The 21,539-nt window shown below is 59.2% G+C and carries 17 protein-coding genes; 7 read left to right on the forward strand and 10 right to left on the reverse strand.

Going from position 1 to position 21,539, the window contains the following annotated elements:
• Positions 1-232: 232 nt before the first annotated feature.
• Entirely contained in the window at positions 233-868 is a 636-nt protein-coding gene (locus Q1A63_RS17955) for a transglutaminase-like cysteine peptidase (protein ID WP_298973274.1), read from the forward strand.
• Between the two features lie 150 nt (positions 869-1,018).
• Here the strand turns inward: Q1A63_RS17955 and Q1A63_RS17960 are convergent, their stop codons facing one another.
• From Q1A63_RS17960 to Q1A63_RS17975, 4 genes are all read right to left on the reverse strand, one after another.
• Positions 1,019-1,495 carry a hypothetical protein gene (locus Q1A63_RS17960; protein WP_298973276.1) on the reverse strand — a complete coding sequence of 159 codons (477 nt, stop codon included), beginning with the start codon at positions 1,493-1,495 and terminating at the stop codon, positions 1,019-1,021.
• 195 nt (positions 1,496-1,690) lie between these two features.
• Positions 1,691-2,446: a choice-of-anchor K domain-containing protein gene (locus Q1A63_RS17965; RefSeq protein WP_298973278.1), complete on the reverse strand. Its 756-nt coding sequence runs from the start codon at positions 2,444-2,446 to the stop codon at positions 1,691-1,693.
• Positions 2,447-2,851: 405 nt separating this feature from the next.
• A complete protein-coding gene (locus Q1A63_RS17970) occupies positions 2,852-5,074 on the reverse strand; it encodes an NADP-dependent isocitrate dehydrogenase (protein WP_298973280.1) in 2,223 nt (740 codons plus the stop codon).
• 110 nt (positions 5,075-5,184) lie between these two features.
• Positions 5,185-6,093 (reverse strand): LysR substrate-binding domain-containing protein, encoded by a 909-nt coding sequence (locus Q1A63_RS17975; RefSeq protein WP_298973283.1) that lies wholly within the window; start codon positions 6,091-6,093, stop codon positions 5,185-5,187.
• 115 nt (positions 6,094-6,208) lie between these two features.
• Here Q1A63_RS17975 and Q1A63_RS17980 point away from each other — a divergent pair, with 115 nt between their 5' ends.
• Genes Q1A63_RS17980 through Q1A63_RS18005 form a run of 6 tightly spaced genes read left to right on the forward strand, consistent with a single transcriptional unit; the run spans position 6,209 to position 12,509 of the window.
• Positions 6,209-7,270, forward strand: a complete 1,062-nt coding sequence (locus Q1A63_RS17980; RefSeq protein ID WP_298973287.1) for a dipeptidase — start codon at positions 6,209-6,211, stop codon at positions 7,268-7,270.
• Positions 7,271-7,323: 53 nt separating this feature from the next.
• A complete protein-coding gene (locus Q1A63_RS17985) occupies positions 7,324-8,919 on the forward strand; it encodes an ABC transporter substrate-binding protein (protein WP_298973289.1) in 1,596 nt (531 codons plus the stop codon).
• Positions 8,920-9,993: an ABC transporter permease gene (locus tag Q1A63_RS17990; protein ID WP_298973290.1), complete on the forward strand. Its 1,074-nt coding sequence runs from the start codon at positions 8,920-8,922 to the stop codon at positions 9,991-9,993.
• A gap of 13 nt (positions 9,994-10,006) precedes the next feature.
• Positions 10,007-10,915 carry an ABC transporter permease gene (locus Q1A63_RS17995; RefSeq protein ID WP_298973292.1) on the forward strand — a complete coding sequence of 303 codons (909 nt, stop codon included), beginning with the start codon at positions 10,007-10,009 and terminating at the stop codon, positions 10,913-10,915.
• Positions 10,915-11,772 (forward strand): ABC transporter ATP-binding protein, encoded by an 858-nt coding sequence (locus Q1A63_RS18000; RefSeq protein WP_298973294.1) that lies wholly within the window; start codon positions 10,915-10,917, stop codon positions 11,770-11,772. The genes Q1A63_RS17995 and Q1A63_RS18000 overlap by 1 nt, the downstream gene beginning before the upstream one ends.
• Complete coding sequence (locus tag Q1A63_RS18005; RefSeq protein WP_298973476.1) at positions 11,769-12,509, forward strand: ABC transporter ATP-binding protein; 741 nt, start codon at positions 11,769-11,771, stop codon at positions 12,507-12,509. The genes Q1A63_RS18000 and Q1A63_RS18005 overlap by 4 nt, the downstream gene beginning before the upstream one ends.
• A gap of 72 nt (positions 12,510-12,581) precedes the next feature.
• Here the strand turns inward: Q1A63_RS18005 and Q1A63_RS18010 are convergent, their stop codons facing one another.
• The 6 genes from Q1A63_RS18010 to Q1A63_RS18035 all read right to left on the reverse strand — a co-directional run bounded on the left by Q1A63_RS18010 (position 12,582) and on the right by Q1A63_RS18035 (position 21,534).
• Complete coding sequence (locus Q1A63_RS18010; protein ID WP_298973296.1) at positions 12,582-15,530, reverse strand: EAL domain-containing protein; 2,949 nt, start codon at positions 15,528-15,530, stop codon at positions 12,582-12,584.
• Positions 15,531-15,979: 449 nt separating this feature from the next.
• Positions 15,980-16,519, reverse strand: a complete 540-nt coding sequence (locus tag Q1A63_RS18015; RefSeq protein WP_298973299.1) for a flavodoxin domain-containing protein — start codon at positions 16,517-16,519, stop codon at positions 15,980-15,982.
• A gap of 214 nt (positions 16,520-16,733) precedes the next feature.
• Positions 16,734-18,017: an amidohydrolase family protein gene (locus Q1A63_RS18020; RefSeq protein WP_298973301.1), complete on the reverse strand. Its 1,284-nt coding sequence runs from the start codon at positions 18,015-18,017 to the stop codon at positions 16,734-16,736.
• On the reverse strand, positions 18,017-18,961 hold the full coding sequence (locus tag Q1A63_RS18025) for an ABC transporter permease (protein WP_298973304.1): 945 nt from the start codon (positions 18,959-18,961) through the stop codon (positions 18,017-18,019). The genes Q1A63_RS18020 and Q1A63_RS18025 overlap by 1 nt, the downstream gene beginning before the upstream one ends.
• 1 nt (position 18,962) lies before the next feature.
• Positions 18,963-20,012 carry an ABC transporter permease gene (locus Q1A63_RS18030; RefSeq protein ID WP_298973305.1) on the reverse strand — a complete coding sequence of 350 codons (1,050 nt, stop codon included), beginning with the start codon at positions 20,010-20,012 and terminating at the stop codon, positions 18,963-18,965.
• Positions 20,002-21,534 (reverse strand): ABC transporter ATP-binding protein, encoded by a 1,533-nt coding sequence (locus tag Q1A63_RS18035; protein WP_298973308.1) that lies wholly within the window; start codon positions 21,532-21,534, stop codon positions 20,002-20,004. Before Q1A63_RS18035 ends, Q1A63_RS18030 begins: the two co-directional genes overlap by 11 nt.
• Positions 21,535-21,539 lie beyond the last annotated feature (5 nt).

Consider the following 21,539-nt stretch of genomic DNA (forward strand, 5'->3'; position numbering starts at 1 on the left):
ACTTTTGAGTCGAAATGAGGGGATTTAGATGGATCAATCCTTGGATCAAACGGGGTGGTACCGGCCCGTTTTCACGATTTGCGAAGATATGGGTGTTAGCTGTCCTGAGACATTCACAATGCTGACACCACATTGCCCGATTTGGTTGTGATGCTCGGCTGCAGCTGCATTCACAAGGGGAAATTCGCTGGTGCTTAACGCGAGTGTAAAAACTGACGACCAAGGCGATCTGATGAAGGTCGGCAAAATAACAACGCGTCGTATTCTGTCTTTGGGGTGCGCCGCCTTGGCGTTTGTGGTCGCGACCAGTCATTTGGCTCCTGCTTACGCGGGCACCGGTTCCGGCAGTTTTCTTGTGGCACAGCGGTCGATTAAGGCCCCGCCAGGTTTCTCCGGGCTTTGTGCGAAGTATAATTGGGCCTGTGCAAGCACCGGCTATTCAGCGCTCAGCAATGACGCCGTTGTCAAGCTGGCAACCAAGGTCAATCGCCAAGTGAATCGTCAGGTCCGCGAGATCGAAGATCAACAGCAGTATGGCAAAGCAGAGCATTGGGCACTGCCCACGTCGCGCGGTGGTGACTGCGAAGACCTCGTCTTGTTGAAGAAGAAAATGCTGGTTGAAAGAGGCGTGGCCTCGCAGGATCTTTTGATCGCGACGGTGCTGGATCGTAGGCTGAACAGCCATGCCGTTCTTATTCTCCGGACGCAGAGCGGAGATCTGGTGCTCGACAATCTGACCAACAAGATCGTGGCTTGGGAAGCGACAGGGTATACCTTCCTGAAGCTGCAAAATCCAAAGGCGCTCAACCGCTGGGATGCTGTGCTTGCGGGTGGGCTGATCACCGATAAACCGACCGCATCTCGTTAAGACGGCGATGTCCGATCGCGATACGCCGAATTCGACGGACCAACCGTCGTTATGAATTCAAAAAGGGCACCCCATTGGATGCCCTTTTCCTCGTATCAAACGAATGTTGAGGGTGTATCGAGCGGACCCGATCACTCATCGCAAGGTCGATCAGCCTGGCAATACGCCGCCACCGCCTGGGTTGTCACCGTTGCCGCCGGGATCATCCGGGTTGTCGCCGCCACCGCCGGGCGTGTCGCCATCGCCACCGGGCGTACCGCCATCACCACCTGGGGTGCCACCGCCGCCGCCGGGCGTGCTACCACCGGGGTCGCCTGCCGTGCGCGACGGACCATTGCCGCGTGACCGGTCAAGGGCGTCACCTTCTTCAGGATCCGCGCCCAATCCGATCGACGCTGTTGGCCGGTCCGTCAGCCCCAACGCACTTTCGGGGCAATACTTGAACATCCGTTGCAGGATTTCATTGTAGTCGGGGCGCCTTTCGATGCGGTTCAAAACCGCAGTTGGGATCGTTTCCCAGTTGCACATGTTGTATTCTTCTGCAGCAGATGTGTTTGGCGCCAAAACCGAAATTGCGGTCACGGCTGCTGCGGCGAGGGACGCGGTGAGAGAGACAGAGTTTTTCATTTTTTACCTCTTGGGGTTTTCCGAACTAGTTACCAAAAATTACAGTCGAATAGTCTTAAGTACCGGGTCGTAGAATTAAGAGTGCCCCGGAACGGCCCGGGGCATTCGAGTTTTATAACTGGTGAGACCGATGTGGCCGAGCGGTGCGGGCCGTCGAAACGACCTTGGCGCTCGATGATATCGGTCTCTGAATACTCATGCTGCCTTCTTGTCTTGACGACGCATGGCTGCAAGGCCACCCAGACCTCCCAGCAAAAGCCACATGCCCGCAGGCAGTGGGACGGTAGAAATATCTGCGTAAATACCAATTGTGGATGTGCCACCTTCGACATTGGTCCAGAACCCGTTGCCCGAGTTATAGGCGCTGCGTTTTCCGGCGTCGAAGAGGTCAAAGAAGACGGCGTCCAATGTGTGCCCGCCGCCCAGGTCGAGCGGTACGCCGAATGCGCCAACGGCGAGTTGCATGCCGCTGATCTCGTCAGCGTTGTTACCCGTCGCTTCGTTGGTGTCGGTGTTGAAGCTCACGTCTGGCGTGTTGGTGATCTCGAACGCGATAGATTCGCTCAATGCCAGTGCCAGCGGTGCAAAGAAATTCAACCCCAGGTTCACATTGCTGGTCCATTCGGACCCGGTGTGAAAATTGGACTGGTTGTTCCATGTGATCGTGCCAAGCAGAACGCTTCCGCTTTTCACGTCGCTTTTTTCAAAGCTGAAATTAGTGGTGTTGATTTCCAGGGAGCTGGAATTTCCAGACTCGACCGTATAGTCCTTGTGGTTGGGGGTGCCCCACTCCAGCTTGCTGGTACCAGCTCCAATATATTGTATCGAAGGGTCTGTTGCCCCGGAGGGTGCATCAACTGTTCCGCTGAAACTTCCGGAAATGGTGCTTGCCTGGGCGGCGCCGACGACGCCTAAAGACAAAGCACCGGCGATGGCGATCTTCTTGAACATTGTTTAACCTCGGACCTACTAATAAAACTGTTACAATTGTCACCTACGCGTTTTGCTATTCATAATCAAGACACCTCGTTGCTGCATTTTCGCCTTATTTCGCAATTTCCGTTTCTGTTGCGAAAATGATGATGTCTGATGGCCTTCATTACCGCCGAATCGGAAACGAACATAACCTATGCGGGAATATTTTCGTTGTTAACCAAGGTCATGCGGTGCGGGGTGGGATCTGGCAAGATATGCGTCGGAGCACCCGGATCTCGCGCGTTTTCCGGGATCAGACGCGCGGGTTTTTCACGTCTTTTGCGCTCACGACAGGTCGACCTTTAAGGCGCGGGTACCATTTGCAAAGAACCGCTGAGCGCCCCCACCGATGCCCGGATGGGTGGGGGCCACTTCGCATGATTAGCCGATGATCTGATTCAGCGTTGCAGACGGGCGCATCACCCTTGCGGTTTTGTCAGCATCAGAGTGATAATATCCCCCGATATCCGCAGGGGCGCCCTGAACGGACACGAAATCCGCCTGGATCGCCGCTTCATTCTCCGCGAGCGCCTGCGCCATGGGTGCAAAATGCGCTGCCATTTCCGCGTCATCGATTTGCGCGGCGAGGGCTTGCGCCCAATATAGCGCAAAATAGTAGTGGCTGTCGCGATTGTCTGTCTGGCCGACCTTGCGATTCGGAGACTTGTTATTGTCCAGAATGCCCTGCGTCGCCACGTCAACCGCATCGCCCAGCACCTTGGCCTTGGCATTGCCTTTGACCTGCGCGAGGAACTTGAGGCTTTCGCCCAGTGCGCAGAATTCGCCCAGCGAGTCCCACCGCAAGTGGTTCTCTTCGACCAATTGTTGTACGTGCTTTGGTGCGGATCCACCGGCGCCGGTTTCAAAGAGCCCGCCGCCCTTCATCAGCTTCACGATGGATAGCATCTTGGCCGAAGTGCCCAATTCGAGGATCGGGAAGAGGTCGGTCAGGTAGTCGCGCAGAACGTTTCCGGTCACGGCGATCGACGTATCCCCCTTACGGATCGTCTCGAAACTCACCCGGGTCGCTTCGCGCGGCGCGAGGATTTGGAATTTCTCGCTGGCACCCGCGGCATCCAACAGGGGCCTGACGTAGTTCAAAAGCTGTGCGTCATGAGCACGGGTTTCATCCAGCCAGAAAATGGCCTGACATCCTTCCAGCGCCTGACGGTCGATGGCCAGTTGCACCCAGTCTTCAATCGGTGCCTGACGGGTCGAGGCCGAGCGCCAGATGTCTCCGGCTTCGACCACGTGTTCGTGCAGAATGTCGCCATTGGCGGCGATCATGCGCACGGTGCCGTCGGCCGGGATTTCGAATGTCGTGGGGTGCGAACCGTATTCTTCGGCCTTCTGCGCCATCAATCCGATGTTTTGCACGGTGCCAGCGGTCGATGGATCGAGCGCGCCGTGCGCCTTACAGTCCTTGATTGCCTCGTCGTAGACGGCGGCATAGGAGCTGTCAGGAATCACGCAGGCCGTGTCTGCTTCCTTGCCATCCGGTCCCCATCCTTTGCCACCTGCGCGGATCAGGGCCGGCATGGAGGCGTCGATGATGACGTCTGAGGGCACATGCAGGTTGGTGATGCCCTTGTCGGAATTCACCATGTAGAGCGGTGGATTGTCGGCCATTGCCGCGTCAATTGCGGCGAGAATTTCATCTGCCTTCGGGGCCTCGGCAACCGCTTCCAGAACCGCACCCAGCCCGGAGTTCGGGTTGACGCCCGCCGCAGCCAGCGCATCGCCGTAGGTATCAAATACGGGCTTCAGGAAGGCCTTGACCGCATGACCGAAAATGATCGGATCCGAGACTTTCATCATCGTGGCCTTCATGTGGATCGAAAACAAGATGCCCGCCGATTTGGTCGCGGCGATCTGGTCCAGCAGGAAGGCGCTGAGGGCTTTGGCGGACATGAAGGTCGCATCAACCACGGTGCCCGCAGGGTATTCTACACCCTCCTTGAGGGTGGTGACCGATCCGTCCTTGCCGACCAGTTCGATCCGTGCGGCACCGGCTTGCGGGGCAGAGAGGGTTACGGATGTCTCATTGGAGCGGAAATCATGTGCGCCCATCGTGGCCACATGGGTTTTGCTATCCGCGGACCAGGTGCCCATCGAATGCGGGTTCGCCTGCGCATAGTTTTTGACAGCCACCGCGGCGCGCCGGTCGGAGTTGCCCTCGCGCAGCACCGGGTTCACAGCGGAGCCTTTGATCGCGTCATAGCGCGCACGGATCGCCTTTTCGGCATCTGTTGCGGGTGTTTCGGGGTAATCGGGCAGATTGTACCCCTGCGATTGCAGCTCCGTCACTGCCGCGACCAGTTGCGGTACGGAGGCAGAAATATTCGGCAGTTTGATGACATTGGCCCCTGGAGTTTTCACCAATTGGCCAAGGGCGGCGAGATCATCGGTCTGGCGTTGCTCTTCCGTCAGGTTCTCGGGGAAGGCAGAGATGATGCGCCCGGCAAGCGAAATATCACGCGTCCCCACCGAAATGCCCGCAGCAGAGGCAAACCGCTGAATGATGGGCAGGAGTGACGCGGACGCCAGTTCCGGGGCTTCGTCAACCTTGGTGTAAATGATGTCGGGATTTTTCATTTCTGTCATGCCTACATGGACCCTGTGCTGTTCAACTATCCCCTAAACGACCCAAGAAGTGAGGTCCACAGCAGGCGGGCGCATAATCTCGGGCAAAACTCATACTGGGCCGATTTGCGTCATGCTTTTTGCGAAAAAGGGTCCGGGGCAGTGTGCAGTCGCAAGTGCCGCATAAAAGCGCGCGCGATGCTGGGCGTGGGGCCATGATCCGGCGTGACAAAGTAGCTGCGATATTCGATCTGCGACGCGAAGGGCCGGAAGACCACATCGTTGGCCCGGTACTGGACGACGGGGAATGGATTGACGATGGTCAGCCCCAGCCCTTCCTTGGCCAGGTCCACCGCCGCAAAGGATGTCGATGCCTCCGCCACGATGTGGGGCGTGCTGCGGCAGCCATGCAGCACCTTTTCCAACTGGGCGCGCCGGGCGTGGCGGTGGGTCAGCGCGATCAGGGCTTGCCCGTCCAGGTCTTCGGGCTGGATCGTTTCACGGGGGGCAAAAGCGTGGTCGCTTGCCATGGCGCAGACCGCGCTGGAGGTGCGATAGGGGGTCAGTTTCACGCCATCGCGCGACAGCTCGACACCTGTGAGGCCAAGATCGAACCTCTCCTCCAGGATGCCACGGATGACATCTTCGGAAGGGGAAACCTCGAGGCTCACATAGAAATGCGGGTTCGTTTTGAGGAAGGTGGCAATATGATGCACCAGAAACCGGTGGGCGTAGGTTGGGGGGGCGACGATGCGCAGTGTTTCCTGTGCGGCTTCGGGCGGGCCATCGATGCGGTCGAGCGCTTCAAACAGCGGATCGAGCCGTCTATTCAATTGTGCGGCCTCGTTGGTCGGGCGCAGCCGACCGCCATCCCGCTCGAACAGAATCCGCCCGGTGCGCGCCTCAAGGTTGGCAATGGAGCGGCTGACAGCGGATTGCGACAGGCCAAGCCGGATGGCCGCTTTTGACGTCGTCCCGCTCTCCATCAATGCGCGCAATGCCTGATATTCGGGCAGGCTGTGCCAAGTTTTAGTCGCCATTCGGGTCTCCCTGCAAAACGCTCATAAGGCAATGATAAAATATCATACTAAAAGGGATGGTCTATGAGTAATGCTGGCGTAAGGTGGCTAGGTGGTCTTGGGGGACACTCACAGCGTGGCAAATCAAACCGCTCCCGTCATTTTTGACGGTCACAACGATGTCTTGTTGAAACTCTACCGCGCCGGTGGATTGTCAGCATCCGAAACCTTCGTTTCCGGGCGCGACGGCGCCATTGACGCGGGCAAAGCCGCGACGGGTGGGTTTGGTGGTGGGTTTTTCGCCATCTACGTGCCGTCTCCCCTGGATCTCGATTTCAAATTCGAGGAAATGGCAAAGCCAACCTACGATTTGCCCTTGCCCGATCCGATCGAATGGGAGGATGCCTTTCCCGTTGTGATGTCGCAGGCGGCAATCCTCTTCGATCTGGAAGCGCGTGGCGCATTGACGGTCTGCCGGACCGCGGCGCAGATCCGTGATACCCTGAACAAAGGCAAACTGGCAGCGATTTTCCACATCGAGGGTGCCGAGGCCATCGACGCGGATCTGCATACGCTGGAAGTGCTCTATCAAGCCGGGCTGCGGTCCATCGGACCGGTCTGGAGCCGGTCAACGATATTTGGCCACGGCGTGCCCTTCCGCTATCCCAGCACGCCCGACATTGGCAGCGGCCTGACCGATCACGGCCTGCGGCTGGTCAAGCGCTGTAACGCATTGGGGATCACGATCGATCTATCGCACCTCAATGAGGCAGGTTTCTGGGACGTCGCGCGGCATTCATCCAAGCCGCTGGTCGCGACACACTCAAATGTGCACGCCATTTGTCCGCACAGCCGCAACCTGACCGACAAACAGCTTGCCGCGATCCGGGAAAGCGACGGTATGGTCGGGGTGAATTTTGCAGTGGCCTTTTTGCGGGATGACGGGCGCATGGTATCTGATGTGCCGCTGGAACAGATGTTGCGCCACCTCGATCATCTGATCGAGCATCTGGGTGAGGACCGGGTTGGGTTCGGATCTGACTATGATGGGGCTATTGTGCCGGACGCATTGACGACCTGCGCCGGGTTGCCCGACCTGAGAAATGCGATGGCGCAGCATGGCTACAACGACGCGTTGATGGCCAAGCTTTGTCACGAGAATTGGCTGCGTGTGTTGGAGAAAACATGGGGGGCTTAACTCCCAGAGCACGCGCGGAAAATGTACTGAAACGGAACAGGAGAGGTTCTAAAATGAATGCTTTTAACAGACTACTGACAAGTGCCGCGATTGGCCTTGCGGTCAGTGTCACATCACTGACGGCCTATGCCGAGACGCCCGCCAATATGCTGGTGATCGCGCACCGGATCGATGATGTTACAACCGTCGACCCGGCAGAGAGCTTCGAATTTGCGGGTTCGGACATCAGCCGCAACGTCTATGGCCGGTTGGTCAATCTTGATCCCAACGATCTGGCCGCGGGCTACAAACCCGACTTGGCCGAAAGCTGGGATGTCTCGGAGGATGGCAAGACCATCACCTTCACCATGCGCGAAGGGGTGACGTTTCATTCCGGCAATCCGGTGCGGGCCGAAGATGCGGCCTTCTCACTGCAGCGCGCGGTGATCCTGAACAAGACGCCTGCGTTTATCCTGACGCAGTTTGGCTTCACGCCCGAGAACGTCGCGGAGACGATCAAAGCCGACGGCAACAAGCTGATCATCACGACGGATCAGAAATACGCAACCTCCTTCGTGCTGAACTGTCTGACGGCCACCATCGGCGGGATCGTCGACAAGGAAGTCGTGATGGCCAATGAAGTCGATGGCGACATGGGCAACACCTGGCTGAAAACCAATTCTGCGGGCTCCGGTCCCTACAAGCTGGACAGCTGGAAGCCCAATGAAAGCGTTACCCTGTCGTCCAACCCCGACTACTACGCAGGGGCACCCGCGATGGAACGGGTGATCGTGCGCCACGTTCTTGAAAGCGCGTCCCAGCGCTTGCTGCTGGAGCGTGGCGATATCGACATCGCGCGCAACCTCAACCCCGAGGATGTTGCCGGTGCGTCGCAGGCCGATGGCGTAAAAATCGCGGATGAGCTGAAAGGGCGTCTGATGTACCTGGCGCTGAACCAGAAGCATCCCGAGCTTTCCAAGCCGGAAGTGCGTCAAGCGTTCAAGTATCTTGTCGATTACGAAGGCATGAAAAACAGTTTTCTGAGCGGTCAGTACACGATCCATCAGAACTTCCTGCCCGCGACCTATCTGGGCGCCTCTGAGGAAAACCCGTTCTCCTTCAACATCGAGAAGGCCAAGGAGTTGCTGGCAGCCGCCGGTGTGGAAGGTCTTGAAGTCGAAATCGGCGTGCGTGAAGCGCAGGAGCGTATCGAGATCGGACAATCCTTCCAGAATGCCGCAGCTCAGGCGGGCATCAAGGTCAACATCACTGTCGGCACGGCCAAGCAGATCCTCGCGCGGTACCGTGCACGGGAGTTGGATGTCTATCTCGGTGCCTGGGGGCCGGACTATCCTGACCCGCAGACCAATGCAGGCACCTTCGCCTATAACCCGGACAATTCCGACGAGGCCAATGCCACGGGTCTTCTGGCCTGGCGCAACAGCTGGGATACCGGCGGCCTGACCGAAAAGGTCGCGGCAGCCGTGACCGAAGGGGATCGCGACAAGCGGGTGCAGATGTATCTGGATATCCAGGCGGAGTTCCGCGAGACCTCGCCCTTCGTGGTGATGTTCCAGCAGATCGAACAATCCGCTCTGCGCGATAACGTGACGGATTGGTCAACCGGTCAGGCGGTCACCTCCGCAGCCTACTGGCAGGTCACCAAGTAAATGGCCCTCACCGAGGACAACAACCGGAGGCGCCCCCAGCGGGCGCCTCTGTCAGAGCAGCTTTGGCCGATTGCCAAGACCGCGCTGCTGACGCTTGGTTCGGTCGCCGTGACCCTGCTGGGCCTGCTTTTCATTACTTTCATCATCGGGCGGGTCATGCCGATCGACCCTGTTCTGGCCATCGTGGGCGAGCGCGCGTCGCAATCGACCTATGATGCGGTCTACCAACAGCTTGGTCTCGACAAACCGCTCCTGGTGCAATTTCTCTATTACATCTGGGACGTGCTGCATCTGGATTTCGGCACCTCGCTGCTGAACGCGCGGCCGGTGTCCGAGGACATCGCCCGTGTCTTCCCCGCAACGCTGGAACTGGCGACGCTTGGCATTCTTTTCGGCATCGTTCTGGGCGTCCCGTTGGGCGTGCTGGCCGCCGTGCGCAAAGGGTCCTGGATCGACCAGATCGCCCGGGTTGTGGCGCTTGTGGGATATTCCATGCCGATCTTCTGGCTGGGCCTGATGGGTCTGCTGATCTTCTACGGTATTCTAGGATGGGTCGGCGGGCCGGGCCGCGTTGGGATTTTCTACGTTGATGTGGTGCCCAGCGTCACGGGCCTGATCCTTGTGGATGCCGCCCTCGACGGCAACTGGGACGTCTTCAAGGACGCGTTTTCGCACATCATCCTGCCCGCGTCCCTGCTGGGATATTTCTCGCTGGCCTACATCAGCCGGATGACGCGCTCCTTCATGCTCGAACAGCTCAGCGCCGAATACATTACCACGGCGCGGGTCAAGGGCATGTCAGAATGGGATGTGGTCTGGAAACATGCCTTCAAAAACATTCGCGTCCAGCTGATCACAGTGATTGCGTTGAGTTATGCCAACCTGCTCGAAGGGTCTGTCCTGACTGAGATCATTTTCTCCTGGCCGGGCATCGGCAGCTATATCACCACGGCGCTTTTGAGCGCGGACATGAACGCGGTGCTGGGCGGGACGGTCGTTGTCGGCCTGATCTTCATCCTGCTGAATATTTTCTCCGACCTGCTCTACAAGGTCTTTGATCCACGTGCAAAATAGGGAGGCGAAATAGATGGCCGACCAAACGCTCAAAGCGTGGCTGCTGACGGATACGCCGACCTCCCGGCGCCATGCCAAGCTCTCCGCCCTCTATCAGGGGTGGCTGTCGTTTCGCAGCAATACGATGGCGATGATCGGCTTGGGCATCCTTGTGGCACTGGTGCTCATCGCGGCAGCGGCGCCCTTGCTCGCCCCGCATGATCCCTACATGCAGGACCTTGGCAATCGGCTGGCCCCGCTCGGCAGTGAAGGCCATATCTTCGGCACTGACAGTCTGGGCCGGGATATCCTGTCGCGGCTGATCTACGGCGCGCGCATCACGCTCTATATCGTGGCGCTGGTGGCGCTGATCGCCCCGGTTGCGGGGCTTTTGGTGGGCACGGTGTCGGGCTATGTCGGCGGCTGGACCGATATGATCCTCATGCGCATCACCGATATCTTTCTGGCTTTTCCCCGGTTGGTGCTGGCCCTGGCCTTTGTGGCGGCATTGGGTGCGGGTATTGAGAACGCGGTGCTGGCGATTTCCCTGACCGCCTGGCCGCCCTATGCGCGGATCGCGCGTGCCGAGACGCTGACCATACGCTCCTCCGATTACATCAGCGCGATCAAACTGCAGGGCGCGGGGGCGCTGCGGATCATCACTAAACACATCTGGCCGCTCTGTATCTCATCGCTGATCGTGCGGGTGACGCTGGACATGGCGGGCATTATTCTCGCGGCGGCGGGCCTTGGATTTCTCGGCCTTGGCGCACAGCCCCCCAGCCCGGAATGGGGCGCGATGATCTCCGAAGGCCGACGGTTTATCCTGGATCACTGGTGGGTGGCCACGGTGCCGGGGCTGGCCATTTTCACCGTCTCGCTGGCGTTCAATCTGCTGGGTGACGGGCTGCGCGATGTCCTTGATCCAAAGGCGGGCGACTGATGAGCACACTTCTGGACGTCAAAAACCTCTGGGTCAAATTCCCCTCGCGCCATGGCGTTTTTGATGCGGTGCGCGGCGTATCCTTCACCCTGGGGCGCGAACGGCTGGGCATTGTCGGCGAGAGCGGTTCCGGCAAATCGATGACCGGGCGCGCGATCCTGCGCCTGATCCGTCCGCCTGGGATTGTCGAGGCCGATCACATCAACCTCGAAGGGGTCGACCTCCTGAAAAAATCTGAAAAGGACATGCGCGACGTGCGGGGCCAGCGGATCAGCATGGTCATGCAGGACCCCAAGTTTTCGCTGAACCCAGTGATGACCATCGGCGATCAGATCATCGAGGCCTACCGGTTGCACAACGCGGCCTCGAAGGCGGAAGCGTATAAGAAGTCGCTGGAAATGCTAGAAGCGGTGTCGATCCGGGATCCGGAACGCGTGATGCGCGCCTACCCGCATGAGATGTCGGGCGGCATGGGGCAGCGCATCATGATCGCGATGATGCTGATCCCGAACCCGGAGATTCTGATCGCGGATGAGCCCACGTCGGCGCTGGACGTGTCGGTCCAGCGGCAGGTGCTCGACATCATGGACAAGCTGGTGAAAGAGCGTGGGATGGGGCTGATCTTCATCAGCCATGACCTCAATCTGGTGGCTGATTTCTGTGATCGGGTGTTGATCATGTACGCAGGCCGCATTGTCGAGGTCTGCGATGCCGACAAGCTGCATGCGGCCCAACATCCCTATACCCGTGGTCTGTTGAATTCGCTGCCTCGGCTCGACGCGCCGCGCGACCGGCTCGAAGTGTTGCAGCGTGATCCTGAATGGGCGACGGCGCCCAGCGTGAGTGGACGCGTATGAACATGTTGGAAGTCACTGGCCTGAACGTCTGGTTCGGAAGCCATCGGGATCGTGTGGACGCGGTGAAAGACGCGACATTCAGCGTCGGGCAAGGCGAGAGCTTTGGCCTGGTTGGTGAGAGCGGGTCGGGTAAATCGACAATCCTGCGCGCGATCACCGGACTTGCCCCCGATTGGTCCGGCGACATCACGGTGGAAGGCACCAAGATTGGCAAGAAACGTGCCAAAGGGTTTTTCAAGACCGTGCAGATGGTATTTCAGGACCCCTACGCCTCGCTGCATCCACGCCATTCCGTTGATCAGGTCCTTGGCGAGACACTGCATTTACACGGGTTCAAGGACATTGATGCACGTGTGGTGAAACTGCTGGAAGATGTGGGCCTTGGCCAGCGGTTTCGGTTCCGCTATCCGCATCAGCTGTCTGGCGGTCAACGCCAGCGGGTTGCGATTGCCCGTGCTTTGGCGCCAGAACCCGACCTGCTGCTGCTGGATGAGCCGACCTCCGCCCTCGATGTGTCCGTTCAGGCGGAAATCCTGAACCTCTTGGCCGATTTGCGTGCGGCCCGGCAGCTGACCTATCTCATGGTCTCGCATGATCTTTCGGTTGTGGGGCACATGTGTGATCGTCTGGCGGTGATGAAAGACGGTGAAATCGTCGAAATTCTGGACGTGGATGCCTTGCGCAACATGAATGCCGGGCATCCCTACTCTCAGCACTTGCTGAAAGCCTCGTTGTAATTCACAGCAGGTTCGCAGGCTGCCCAAGCGCGGCAGGTAGGTAACCCTTGCCTGGGGCTGGCGCAGCGGCCTTCACGCGAAGCCCAGACCCGATCTGTTCTCTCGCATGTAGGCGCAAAGGCTTTTGAGATCCCGTGGCTTTGAAAAATAGTACCCTTGCAGCCGCTCCGCGCCCAATCGCGCCAGAATGCGCGCCTGTTCTTCTGTTTCCACGCCCTCGGCAATGATGCTGATTTCCAGCGCGTTGCCGATCTCGATAATCGATTGCACAAGCCGCGCTGCGCTGTTGCCTTCTTCCAGTGGCATCACAAGTCTGCGGTCGATTTTCAACCGGTCCGGCGCGATACGCTGAAGGGCGACAACGGAGGCGCGACCGCTGCCAAAATCGTCAACTTCCAGGGTAATGCCCATGTCGCGCAACTGATCCAGCTGCATCAGGAAGGCGTCGCTTTCCTCTTCAAGAAAAATGGTTTCCAGCAGTTCGAAGGCAACTTCGCCGGAATAGGCTTTCACAAGTCTGCCGATCTGCTCGATTTCTTCGAACTGGACGCGCTTTGCGCTGACGTTGAACGACAGGCTCGGCATCGGGTCGAAACCCTTGAACGCCGCCTCGCACTCCACAATTGCCTTTTCAAAAATCATCCGGTCGATGTCAGCGACAACGTTCAAATCCGACGCGACGGAGAAGAACTGATCCGGTGCCAGAACACCGGCCGACGGGTGCTGCCAGCGTGCCAGTGCTTCGATACCCACCACCGCACCGGTGCGCGCTTCGATCTGAGGTTGGTAGTAGGGCAGGAACTCGGACTCTTCGAGCGCTCGCATGATGTCATCCGCCAGGGTCTTGGTACGGCGCATCTCGTCGATGTCTTCGCGGCTGAAGACGGCGACTTGTCCGCGCCCGGCACGTTTTGCCTTGTACAGCGCCACATCCGAATTGGTCAGCAAATCCTTCTCATCGGCCAGCGGCGTGCGCGATATGCCAATGGAAGCGCCAAAGCGGCATTTGCGACCTTCAAAATACGAGGGCTGGAAGAGGTCCTCCAACAGCGCCTCGGCGAGCTCTTCCGGTCGGTTATTGTCTTCCGCCAGCCATAGCAGAATGACGAATTCATCGCCCCCGATCCGCGCAACGACGTCGTCGGGCTGCGTGTTTTTGCGAATGCGATTGGCGACGTCCACAAGCACATGATCACCGGCCGCGTGGCCGATGGTATCATTGATCTGCTTGAAGCGATCCAGGTCAATGTGCAGCGCGGCAAGCTCGCCGCCTTCGTCTCGTCGTCGACGCGAAAGGGCGTCGAATTTCTCCGACAGGAAGCGCCGATTGCCCAGACCTGTCAGCTGGTCGTGCAGGGCCTTGTGCGTAATCTGCTGATTGGCGTCTTCCAGACGTTTGGCGTATTTTTCCAGGGCGCGGCGCTGGCGAACCGCCTCCGTAATGTTCAGCCGCAGGACGACGATTTCACCGTTATCAGCCTGCGACCTGATGATGCGGTAATGCTCATCATTGTCGAATTCGAACTCTTCTTCCTCTGTCTTGGCCATATCCGGGGTGACATATTCTTCCAGCCACTCGGCTTCACGTCCCCTGGCTGCGGGCACATGCCCGTTGTGCACGGCCAGACGCACCACTTCGTCCACGCTCATGCCCGCGGTCACATCATTGGGATCATCGGTCAGCGTGGCGGCAAACGCCGGGTTCCATGTGAGCAGTTTGAGGTCACGGTCGTAGATGGCAAAAGGATCGGGGAAGGCGTTGATCGCGGAGATCAGACGATCCTGCGTCACCTCGAGCGCACGGCGCTGCCGCACCAGTTCGGTGGTGTCCAGGCGGACAATCACCAGATCGCCACCCGGTGAGCGGGAGCGCAAAATCCGGTGGTGCGTGTCGCCAGCGAGTTCGATGTCTTCGATGGCCCGGGTTTCTGCGGCAGAGGCCAACAGGTCGGCCAGCCAGTCTTCTTCCCGTCCGGCGGCCTCGGTAAAGCGCCCGTTTCTCAGACCAACGCGCATTGTGGCTTCCAGCGACATGCCTGCCTTCAGTTCGCTTGGATCATCGGTCAGCGCGGCCGCGTATTCCTCATTCCAAACGGCCAGGTTGGAGTTGTTGTCGTAGATGCAAAATGGCGCGGGATAGGCCCCGATCGCGGACAGGAGCCGCTCTTGCGCTTCCTCAGCGCTGCGCTTCTGACGCACCAATTCTGTGATGTCCAAACGCAGGATGACCCAGTCGCCGTTTTCTGCCTTGCTGCGCAACATCCGGTGATGGATGTCATTGGCAAGCTCGACGTCCTCGGTCTTGAGCGCGACCCGTTCGGGTTTCATCATCTCATCCAACATCGCAGCCCGCCCAATCGGGGGCACCGCCATGCGACCGCTGTCAAAAGCTTCATTCAAAACGTCGCGAATGTGCATGCCGGGTCGAATGGCCTCTGGCCGCGTGGAGAGAGATTCCTGATATGCGGTGTTGCAAACAACCAGCCGCATGTCCTTGTCGTAAATGACAAACGGGTCCGGATAGGCATTCATCGCCGACAGCAGCCGCGTTTGCGTGTCCATCAGTTCGTCGAATGTGCGTTCTTTTTCGACCAGGAGCTGGTTGCGCTCTGCAAGCGCCCGCGAGGCCTCCTCTTCCCGCTCGACCAGCTCTGAGATATCGCGGAAAACGGCACAGCTGTAGCGGCCTCCGCGCTCCTCATCATCGACAATGAAGAACGAGAGGCTCGCCCAGAACTTCTTGCCATCGGAGGTGATGCAACGGGTTCTTTCGGTGAAACTCTTGGCACCGGATTCGAACTTTGGCGTCACACTGGCAACATATTCATCCCAGTGTTCGGGATCGTGACCAATGTCGACGGGGGCACCAAGCACTTCGTCGGGCGCATAGCCGAAGAGCTCTGAATAGGCGGGGTTGATGTACACCACTCTGGCGGTGTCATCGCCAGGTCCGCGGTATCCCACGCCGACGGCATCCTGCGTCAGGGTCAGGAAATTCTGCAAAATTTCAGAAAGTTGCATCCGCGCGCCTTCGATTCGGTGCGCAAACCATAAAAGCGATAGGTTACTTGAAGGGTAAGCCGGGCCTTTTAGTAAAATCTGATTCAAAGGCGCCAGAAAGCAGAGTAGCGTAAATTTAAATAATTGAAAAATATGGAAATTTCTTCTGGCCAGAGAAAGTGCTGCGCATGCTTCGATGCATGCGCCGGCCTTTTTGAGAATGGTAAAATTACCCCCCGAAAAATGAACCTTGCAACGCGTCAATGTACGGGCCATCGATCCGACCGGTTTCGCTGCGCTGAAGGCGTAACCGACCCCGGAAAAATGGCAGTCTGACCGAAATTTGGCGCGGCGCTGGAACGGCCTGACCAACCCTAACCGGGACGTCTCAGATGATGTGAAGACGCCTGCGGTGGTCACTAGGAGAGCAGGGGTCGCGGATGGAATCCGCCAGCTTTCGCCGATGCGGCCTAGCTGACTCTCTCGTCTGCCCCGGTAAATTTGGCGACCTCAATCGCCAGCGCTTCCCAATCGGTGAACTCATGTTCGTCCACCGCCGGATTATAGTCCTGATCCCTGAGCACCACATGCCGCAGAACCTGCGTTGCGTAGTAGTCATAGTGACGCGACCGTACCGCGCCCGCGACCAGAACTTCTGCGCTGGGGTCAAGTTCTGTCCGCATTTTCAATTCGGTAACGTATTCCTTTGCCTCCTCCATGCCTTCGGGGAAGGCGGCGCTGAGGCTGACGGAGAGCAAAAGTGTTTCGCATTTCTGCAGTTCCTGCCTGTGTGCCGTCAGAAAAACTTCGAAGGTCTCGGGATGTCTGCGTTCATGCACCGGAGCGGCCAATATCACCTTATCGACACCCTTGAATGTCACCGGTGCCGTTTTCTCCGCCGTGTTCATAACCTCGAATTCACAGCCCATGGTGCGCAGTTGTTCCTGGACGGCATCCGCCACTTTCCCGGTCTGACCTTCAACAGTTGCGTAAACAAGTAGAATGGACATGGTTGTCTCCTGTGTGCGCCGGGGAAAGCCCTATGGCGTTTGATGCAGGTCGATTACCCGGCTCATCTGGTCGACTGCTGTCTTTCCTATGGTCTGTTGGTCTTGTGGCAAGGTACCCCGGTGAAAACTACCGGACCTTGTTTTAGATCAATTGATCGCTTCCGGCGGCACGTCGCAGCCTGCGGTCAGGGCGGCAATGACCTGTGCTGCTGGATCAGGTGATTGCTGGCCCATGGCGCCGCCGCACCGATGCGGCCCGCCCGGGGATATCCAATGCGGCGTCAGCCCGGGGGGTCTGGCTGATCAGCTTGCCCTGGGCGATGACGAAAAGCCGGTTGGCGCGCAGGCGCAGCGCCTCGACCGGGTCACCGGCGTCAAGCACGACCAGCGAGGCTTGCGCGCCGACGTGCAGCCCATACTCCTGCAAGCCCATGGTTTTGGCATTGTTCACCGTGACCATGTCGAAACAGCGCCGCATCTCTTCGGGGCTGGTCATCTGGGCCACATGCAGCCCCATGAAGGCCACGTCGAGCATGTCTGCGGTGCCCAGCGAATACCACGGGTCCAGCACGCAATCCTGACCCCAGCCCACGTTGATGCCCAGAGCCTGCATCTCCTTGACCCGCGTCAGGCCGCGCCGTTTGGGGTAGGTATCGTGACGTCCCTGCAGAACAATATTGATCAAGGGGTTCGGAATCGCGGAAATCTCAGCCTCCGCCATCAGCGGCAGGAGTTTGGAGACATAGTAGTTGTCCATCGAATGCATCGAGGTCAGATGTGACCCGGCAACCCGCCCTTGCAGGCCAAGGCGCTGGGTCTCAAAGGCCAGCGTTTCGATGTGGCGCGACATCGGATCGTCGGTCTCGTCGCAATGCATATCGACCTGCAGTCCGCGGTTGGCCGCGATCTCGCAGAGCTCTGTGACCGAGGCGGCCCCATCCTGCATCCTGCGTTCAAAATGTGGGATGCCGCCGACCACATCTACGCCCATATCCAGCGCGCGCAGTGTGTTGGTCCGGGCCGTTGGATCGCGGTAAAACCCATCCTGCGGGAAGGCGACAAGTTGCAGATCGATGTAATCACTGACCTGTTCGCGCACGTCCAGCAACGCTTCCACGCCCAACAATCTGTCGTCGCAGGTATCCACATGGCTGCGGATCGCCAGCAGCCCCATGCTGGCCGCCCAATCGCAATAGGCAAGCGCGCGCGTCACGACATCGTCTTGGGTCATGATCTGCTTCAACTCGCCCCAAAGGCCGATCCCTTCCAGCAAGGTGCCGGAGGCATTGATGCGCGGCTGACCATAGGAAAGCGTGGCATCCATGTGGAAATGCGGGTCGACAAAGGGCGGGCTGACCAGGTCGCCCGTTGCATCAATCACCTGCCCGGCGTTGGCGGTCGACAGGTCTTCGATGGCAGTAATCCGGTTGCCTTTTATGCCGATGTCCGTGATCTCGCCGGTCGTCAGCGTGCCCCCCTTGATGATCAGATCAAACATCAGCGTTCTCCTTTGTTGAAAGGGACCATCAGGGCGGCAGGCACTTCTGCGCGGCGCGACACCAATACCAGGGCGACGATGGACAAAACATAGGGCATCATCAGGAAGATCTGGTAGGGTACCGCCGCGCCCAGGCTGGTTTGCTGGACACGGATTTGCAACGCGTCGAAGGCCGCAAAGAGGATCGCGCCCAAAAGCGCCTTGCCCGGTCGCCACGCCCCAAAGACGACCAGCGCGATGCAGATCCAGCCGCGCCCGTTGACCATCTCGAAAAAGAAACTGTCGAAGGCGGACATGGTCAGGAAAGCGCCGCCCACGGCCATGAAACCGCTGCCGATGATGACGGCGCCCATGCGGATGCCGGTGACGGACAGGCCCTGGGCGGCCACGGCGGATGGGTTTTCGCCCGCGGCGCGCACCGCCAGCCCAAGCGGGGTGCGATAGAGTGTGAAACTGACGATCAGAACCAGCGCAAAAGCGGCATAGGTTAGCGGAGTTTGGTTGAAAAGGGCCGGGCCAATGAGTGGGATGTCGGCAAGGCCGGGGATCCTATAGGGTTGAAACGCCTCGATTTTCGGCGGGCTTGTGACCTCTGGCAGCGCAAGGCGGTAGGCGTAATAGGTCGCCGAGGTGGCCAATAGCGTGACACCCAGCCCCACCACATGCTGTGACAGACCAAAGGGGACGGTGAGCGTGGAGTGCAAAAGGCCAAAGAGCATGCCGACGGCCATGGCAACGGCAACTCCGGTCCAGAGCCCGGTGCCGGAATAGACCGCCATCCACCCGGCGAAGGCGCCCGCCACCATGATGCCTTCGATCCCGAGGTTGAGCACGCCTGCGCGTTCGCAGATCAACTCTCCCAGGGTGGCGAAGATCAGCGGGCTGGCGATCCGGATGGCAGCAGCCCAGAAGCTGGCAGAGAGCAGGATGTCGATGATGTCCATCTCAATCCCTCACAACGCGGAAACGTGTCAGCATGATCGCCAGCACCATGAACAGGAGCGCCGTGGCGAGCATGATGTCGGCCAGATAGGTCGGCACATTGGCCGCGCGGCTCATGCTGTCGGCGCCGACAAAAATGCCAGCCACAAAGAGCGCTGCAAAGATCACGCCGATGGGGTTCAGCAGCGCAAGCATGGCCACGATGATGCCGGTGTAGCCAAAGCCGGGCGACAGATCGAGCGTCAGGCTGCCCTTAAGGCCCGCCACTTCGGAAAACCCCGCCAATGCCGCCAGACCGCCCGAGAGCAGTGCGGTTTTCACCAGCACGGTATTGACCGGGATGCCGGCAAAGCGCGCGGCCTCGGCATTGTTGCCGACCGCGCGCATTTCATAGCCCAGCGTGCTGCGGGTCTGGAGGACCCAGACGGCGATGGCCGACAGGATGGCCAGGCCAAAGCCCCAATGCAGGCGCAGCCCCTCGACGATGCGTGGCAGCCGCGCCTCGGGTAGCACCCGGGCCGATTTTGGCCAGCCCATGCCCATCGGATCCTTGAGAGGTCCTTCCAGTAGCATGGAAATAAACAGCAGGAAGATGAAATTGAAGAGCAGCGTGGTGACCACCTCATCCACGCCGAAACGGGTTTTCAGCAGAGCAGGGATGAGCAGCAGGACCGCACCGGCCAAAACAGCGGCCAGCGCAAGGACGGGCAGCAGCAAGGGGCTGGGCCAGGCCAGCAAGCCAGTGCCCAGAACCACGGTGATCAAGGCACCTGAATAAAGCTGCGCTTCGGCACCGATGTTCCAGAATTTCGCACGAAAGGCGACGGCTGCAGCCAAACCGGTGAAGATCAGCGGGGTGGCGCGGTTGAGCGTTTCAAGAATGGCAAACTTGGACCCGAACGCGCCCTGCAGGATCAGTCCGAGCACGGAAAAAGGATTGGCGCCCGCCATCATCGCCAGCAGCGATGCGATGACAACCGTTGATCCGATGGCGAGCGCGGGCAGGCCCAGGCGGCGCGGCAATGTCGGATTGGCGATGGGTTCAAGACGCAACTGCTGCCTCCTCAAACCCGTGACCGGCCATCCAGATGCCCAGTTCCGGTGGGGTCATCTCGCCACGGGTGAAACCGGGCGAGAGTCGACCCTCCGAAATCACGTGGATTACATCTGACAGGGTTATGATCTCATCCAGATCTTCGGAGATCAGCAGGACCGCCGCCCCGGCGTCGCGCGCTGCAAGGAGTTGGCTGTGCACATAGTTGACGGCTCCGATGTCGAGCCCGCGCACCGGTTGGTTGGCCAGAATAATCTGCGGTCCCGCCTCCAGCACACGGCCCAGAATGAGTTTTTGCATATTGCCGCCCGACAACAGTCGGATGCGCGTGTCGGCACCGGGACAGCGTACGTCGTATTTCTCAATGATCCCATTGGCATAGTCGCGTGCTGAGCGCCAATTCAGCCAGCCAGAGGCGCTGAAATCAGAGGAATTGTACCGCTCGAGTATCGCGTTTTCGGTGAGGTCGAAATCGGCGATCGTGCCTGTCTTGTGCCGGTCCTCGGGAATGCGCGCGATGCCTTTTGCAACGGCCTCGCGCGGCGTCCAGGACGTGGGTGTGTCCCCATTCACGGTCAAGGTCCCGGCGTCTGGCGCCTGCATGCCGCCCACCAGATCGGCAAGCGCGGCCTGACCATTGCCGGAGACACCTGCGAGCCCGGTAATCTGACCGGCCTTGAGCGCCAGAGAGATGGATTTCAACCCCGGCGCATTCCCGATGTCGGCGGTGCTTACCCGGTCCAGTTGCAGCAACACTCCACCGGGTTGCGCGGGCACAATATCGGGCGGGGTGGCGCTGGTGCCCATCATCATCGCGGACATGGCTTTGGGATCGGTGTCCTTGGTGTTCACCTCGCCCACCAGCTTGCCATGGCGCAACACGACAACCCGGTCTGAAATCGCCATGACCTCATGCAGCTTATGCGAGATGAAAATGATCGACAAACCGTTGGCAATGGCCTGGCGGAGCGTTGCAAAGAGGTCTTCGGTTTCCTGCGGGGTCAAGACGGCGGTGGGCTCATCGAGGATCAGGATTTTTACGTCGCGGTAAAGGGCCTTGAGGATTTCTACGCGCTGACGCTCCCCCACCGTCAGGCTCCCGACGCGCGCATCCGGATTGACCTTGAGCTGGAATCGTTCCGACAGCTCGACGATCCGTTTGCGGGCAGTTTGCGTGCCGGAGCGCAGTGAAAACAGCGGCTGCACGCCAAGCGTGATGTTTTCCTGCACGGTCATATTGCCCGCCAGCGTGAAATGCTGATGCACCATGCCCACACCGGCATCCAGAGCCGCGCGCGGATTGCCCGGCGGCAGGGTCTGGCCAAAAACCTCCACCGCCCCCTGATCGGCCGTGTACTGGCCGAAGAGGATGTTCATCAACGTGGTTTTGCCGGCGCCGTTTTCCCCCAGAAGGGCCACAACCTCACCCCGGTGCAGCGTCAGGCTGACCGCATCATTTGCGATCAGCTTGCCAAACCTCTTGGTGATGTCATTCAGGCGAAGAACGCCGTCCCGTGCCATGTGAA

The sequence above is a fragment of the uncultured Roseobacter sp. genome, assembly GCF_947499265.1.
In the GTDB taxonomy this organism is placed as follows: Bacteria; Pseudomonadota; Alphaproteobacteria; order Rhodobacterales; family Rhodobacteraceae; genus Roseobacter.

Coding starts and splice junctions, on each gene's coding strand:
- Q1A63_RS17955 (WP_298973274.1), top strand. CDS start 233: ATGAAGGTCGGCAAAATAACAACGCGTCGTATTCTGTCTTTGGGGTGC.
- Q1A63_RS17960 (WP_298973276.1), bottom strand. CDS start 1,495: ATGAAAAACTCTGTCTCTCTCACCGCGTCCCTCGCCGCAGCAGCCGTG.
- Q1A63_RS17965 (WP_298973278.1), bottom strand. CDS start 2,446: ATGTTCAAGAAGATCGCCATCGCCGGTGCTTTGTCTTTAGGCGTCGTC.
- Q1A63_RS17970 (WP_298973280.1), bottom strand. CDS start 5,074: ATGACAGAAATGAAAAATCCCGACATCATTTACACCAAGGTTGACGAA.
- Q1A63_RS17975 (WP_298973283.1), bottom strand. CDS start 6,093: ATGGCGACTAAAACTTGGCACAGCCTGCCCGAATATCAGGCATTGCGC.
- Q1A63_RS17985 (WP_298973289.1), top strand. CDS start 7,324: ATGAATGCTTTTAACAGACTACTGACAAGTGCCGCGATTGGCCTTGCG.
- Q1A63_RS17990 (WP_298973290.1), top strand. CDS start 8,920: ATGGCCCTCACCGAGGACAACAACCGGAGGCGCCCCCAGCGGGCGCCT.
- Q1A63_RS17995 (WP_298973292.1), top strand. CDS start 10,007: ATGGCCGACCAAACGCTCAAAGCGTGGCTGCTGACGGATACGCCGACC.
- Q1A63_RS18000 (WP_298973294.1), top strand. CDS start 10,915: ATGAGCACACTTCTGGACGTCAAAAACCTCTGGGTCAAATTCCCCTCG.
- Q1A63_RS18005 (WP_298973476.1), top strand. CDS start 11,769: ATGAACATGTTGGAAGTCACTGGCCTGAACGTCTGGTTCGGAAGCCAT.
- Q1A63_RS18010 (WP_298973296.1), bottom strand. CDS start 15,530: ATGCAACTTTCTGAAATTTTGCAGAATTTCCTGACCCTGACGCAGGAT.
- Q1A63_RS18015 (WP_298973299.1), bottom strand. CDS start 16,519: ATGTCCATTCTACTTGTTTACGCAACTGTTGAAGGTCAGACCGGGAAA.
- Q1A63_RS18020 (WP_298973301.1), bottom strand. CDS start 18,017: ATGTTTGATCTGATCATCAAGGGGGGCACGCTGACGACCGGCGAGATC.
- Q1A63_RS18025 (WP_298973304.1), bottom strand. CDS start 18,961: ATGGACATCATCGACATCCTGCTCTCTGCCAGCTTCTGGGCTGCTGCC.
- Q1A63_RS18035 (WP_298973308.1), bottom strand. CDS start 21,534: ATGGCACGGGACGGCGTTCTTCGCCTGAATGACATCACCAAGAGGTTT.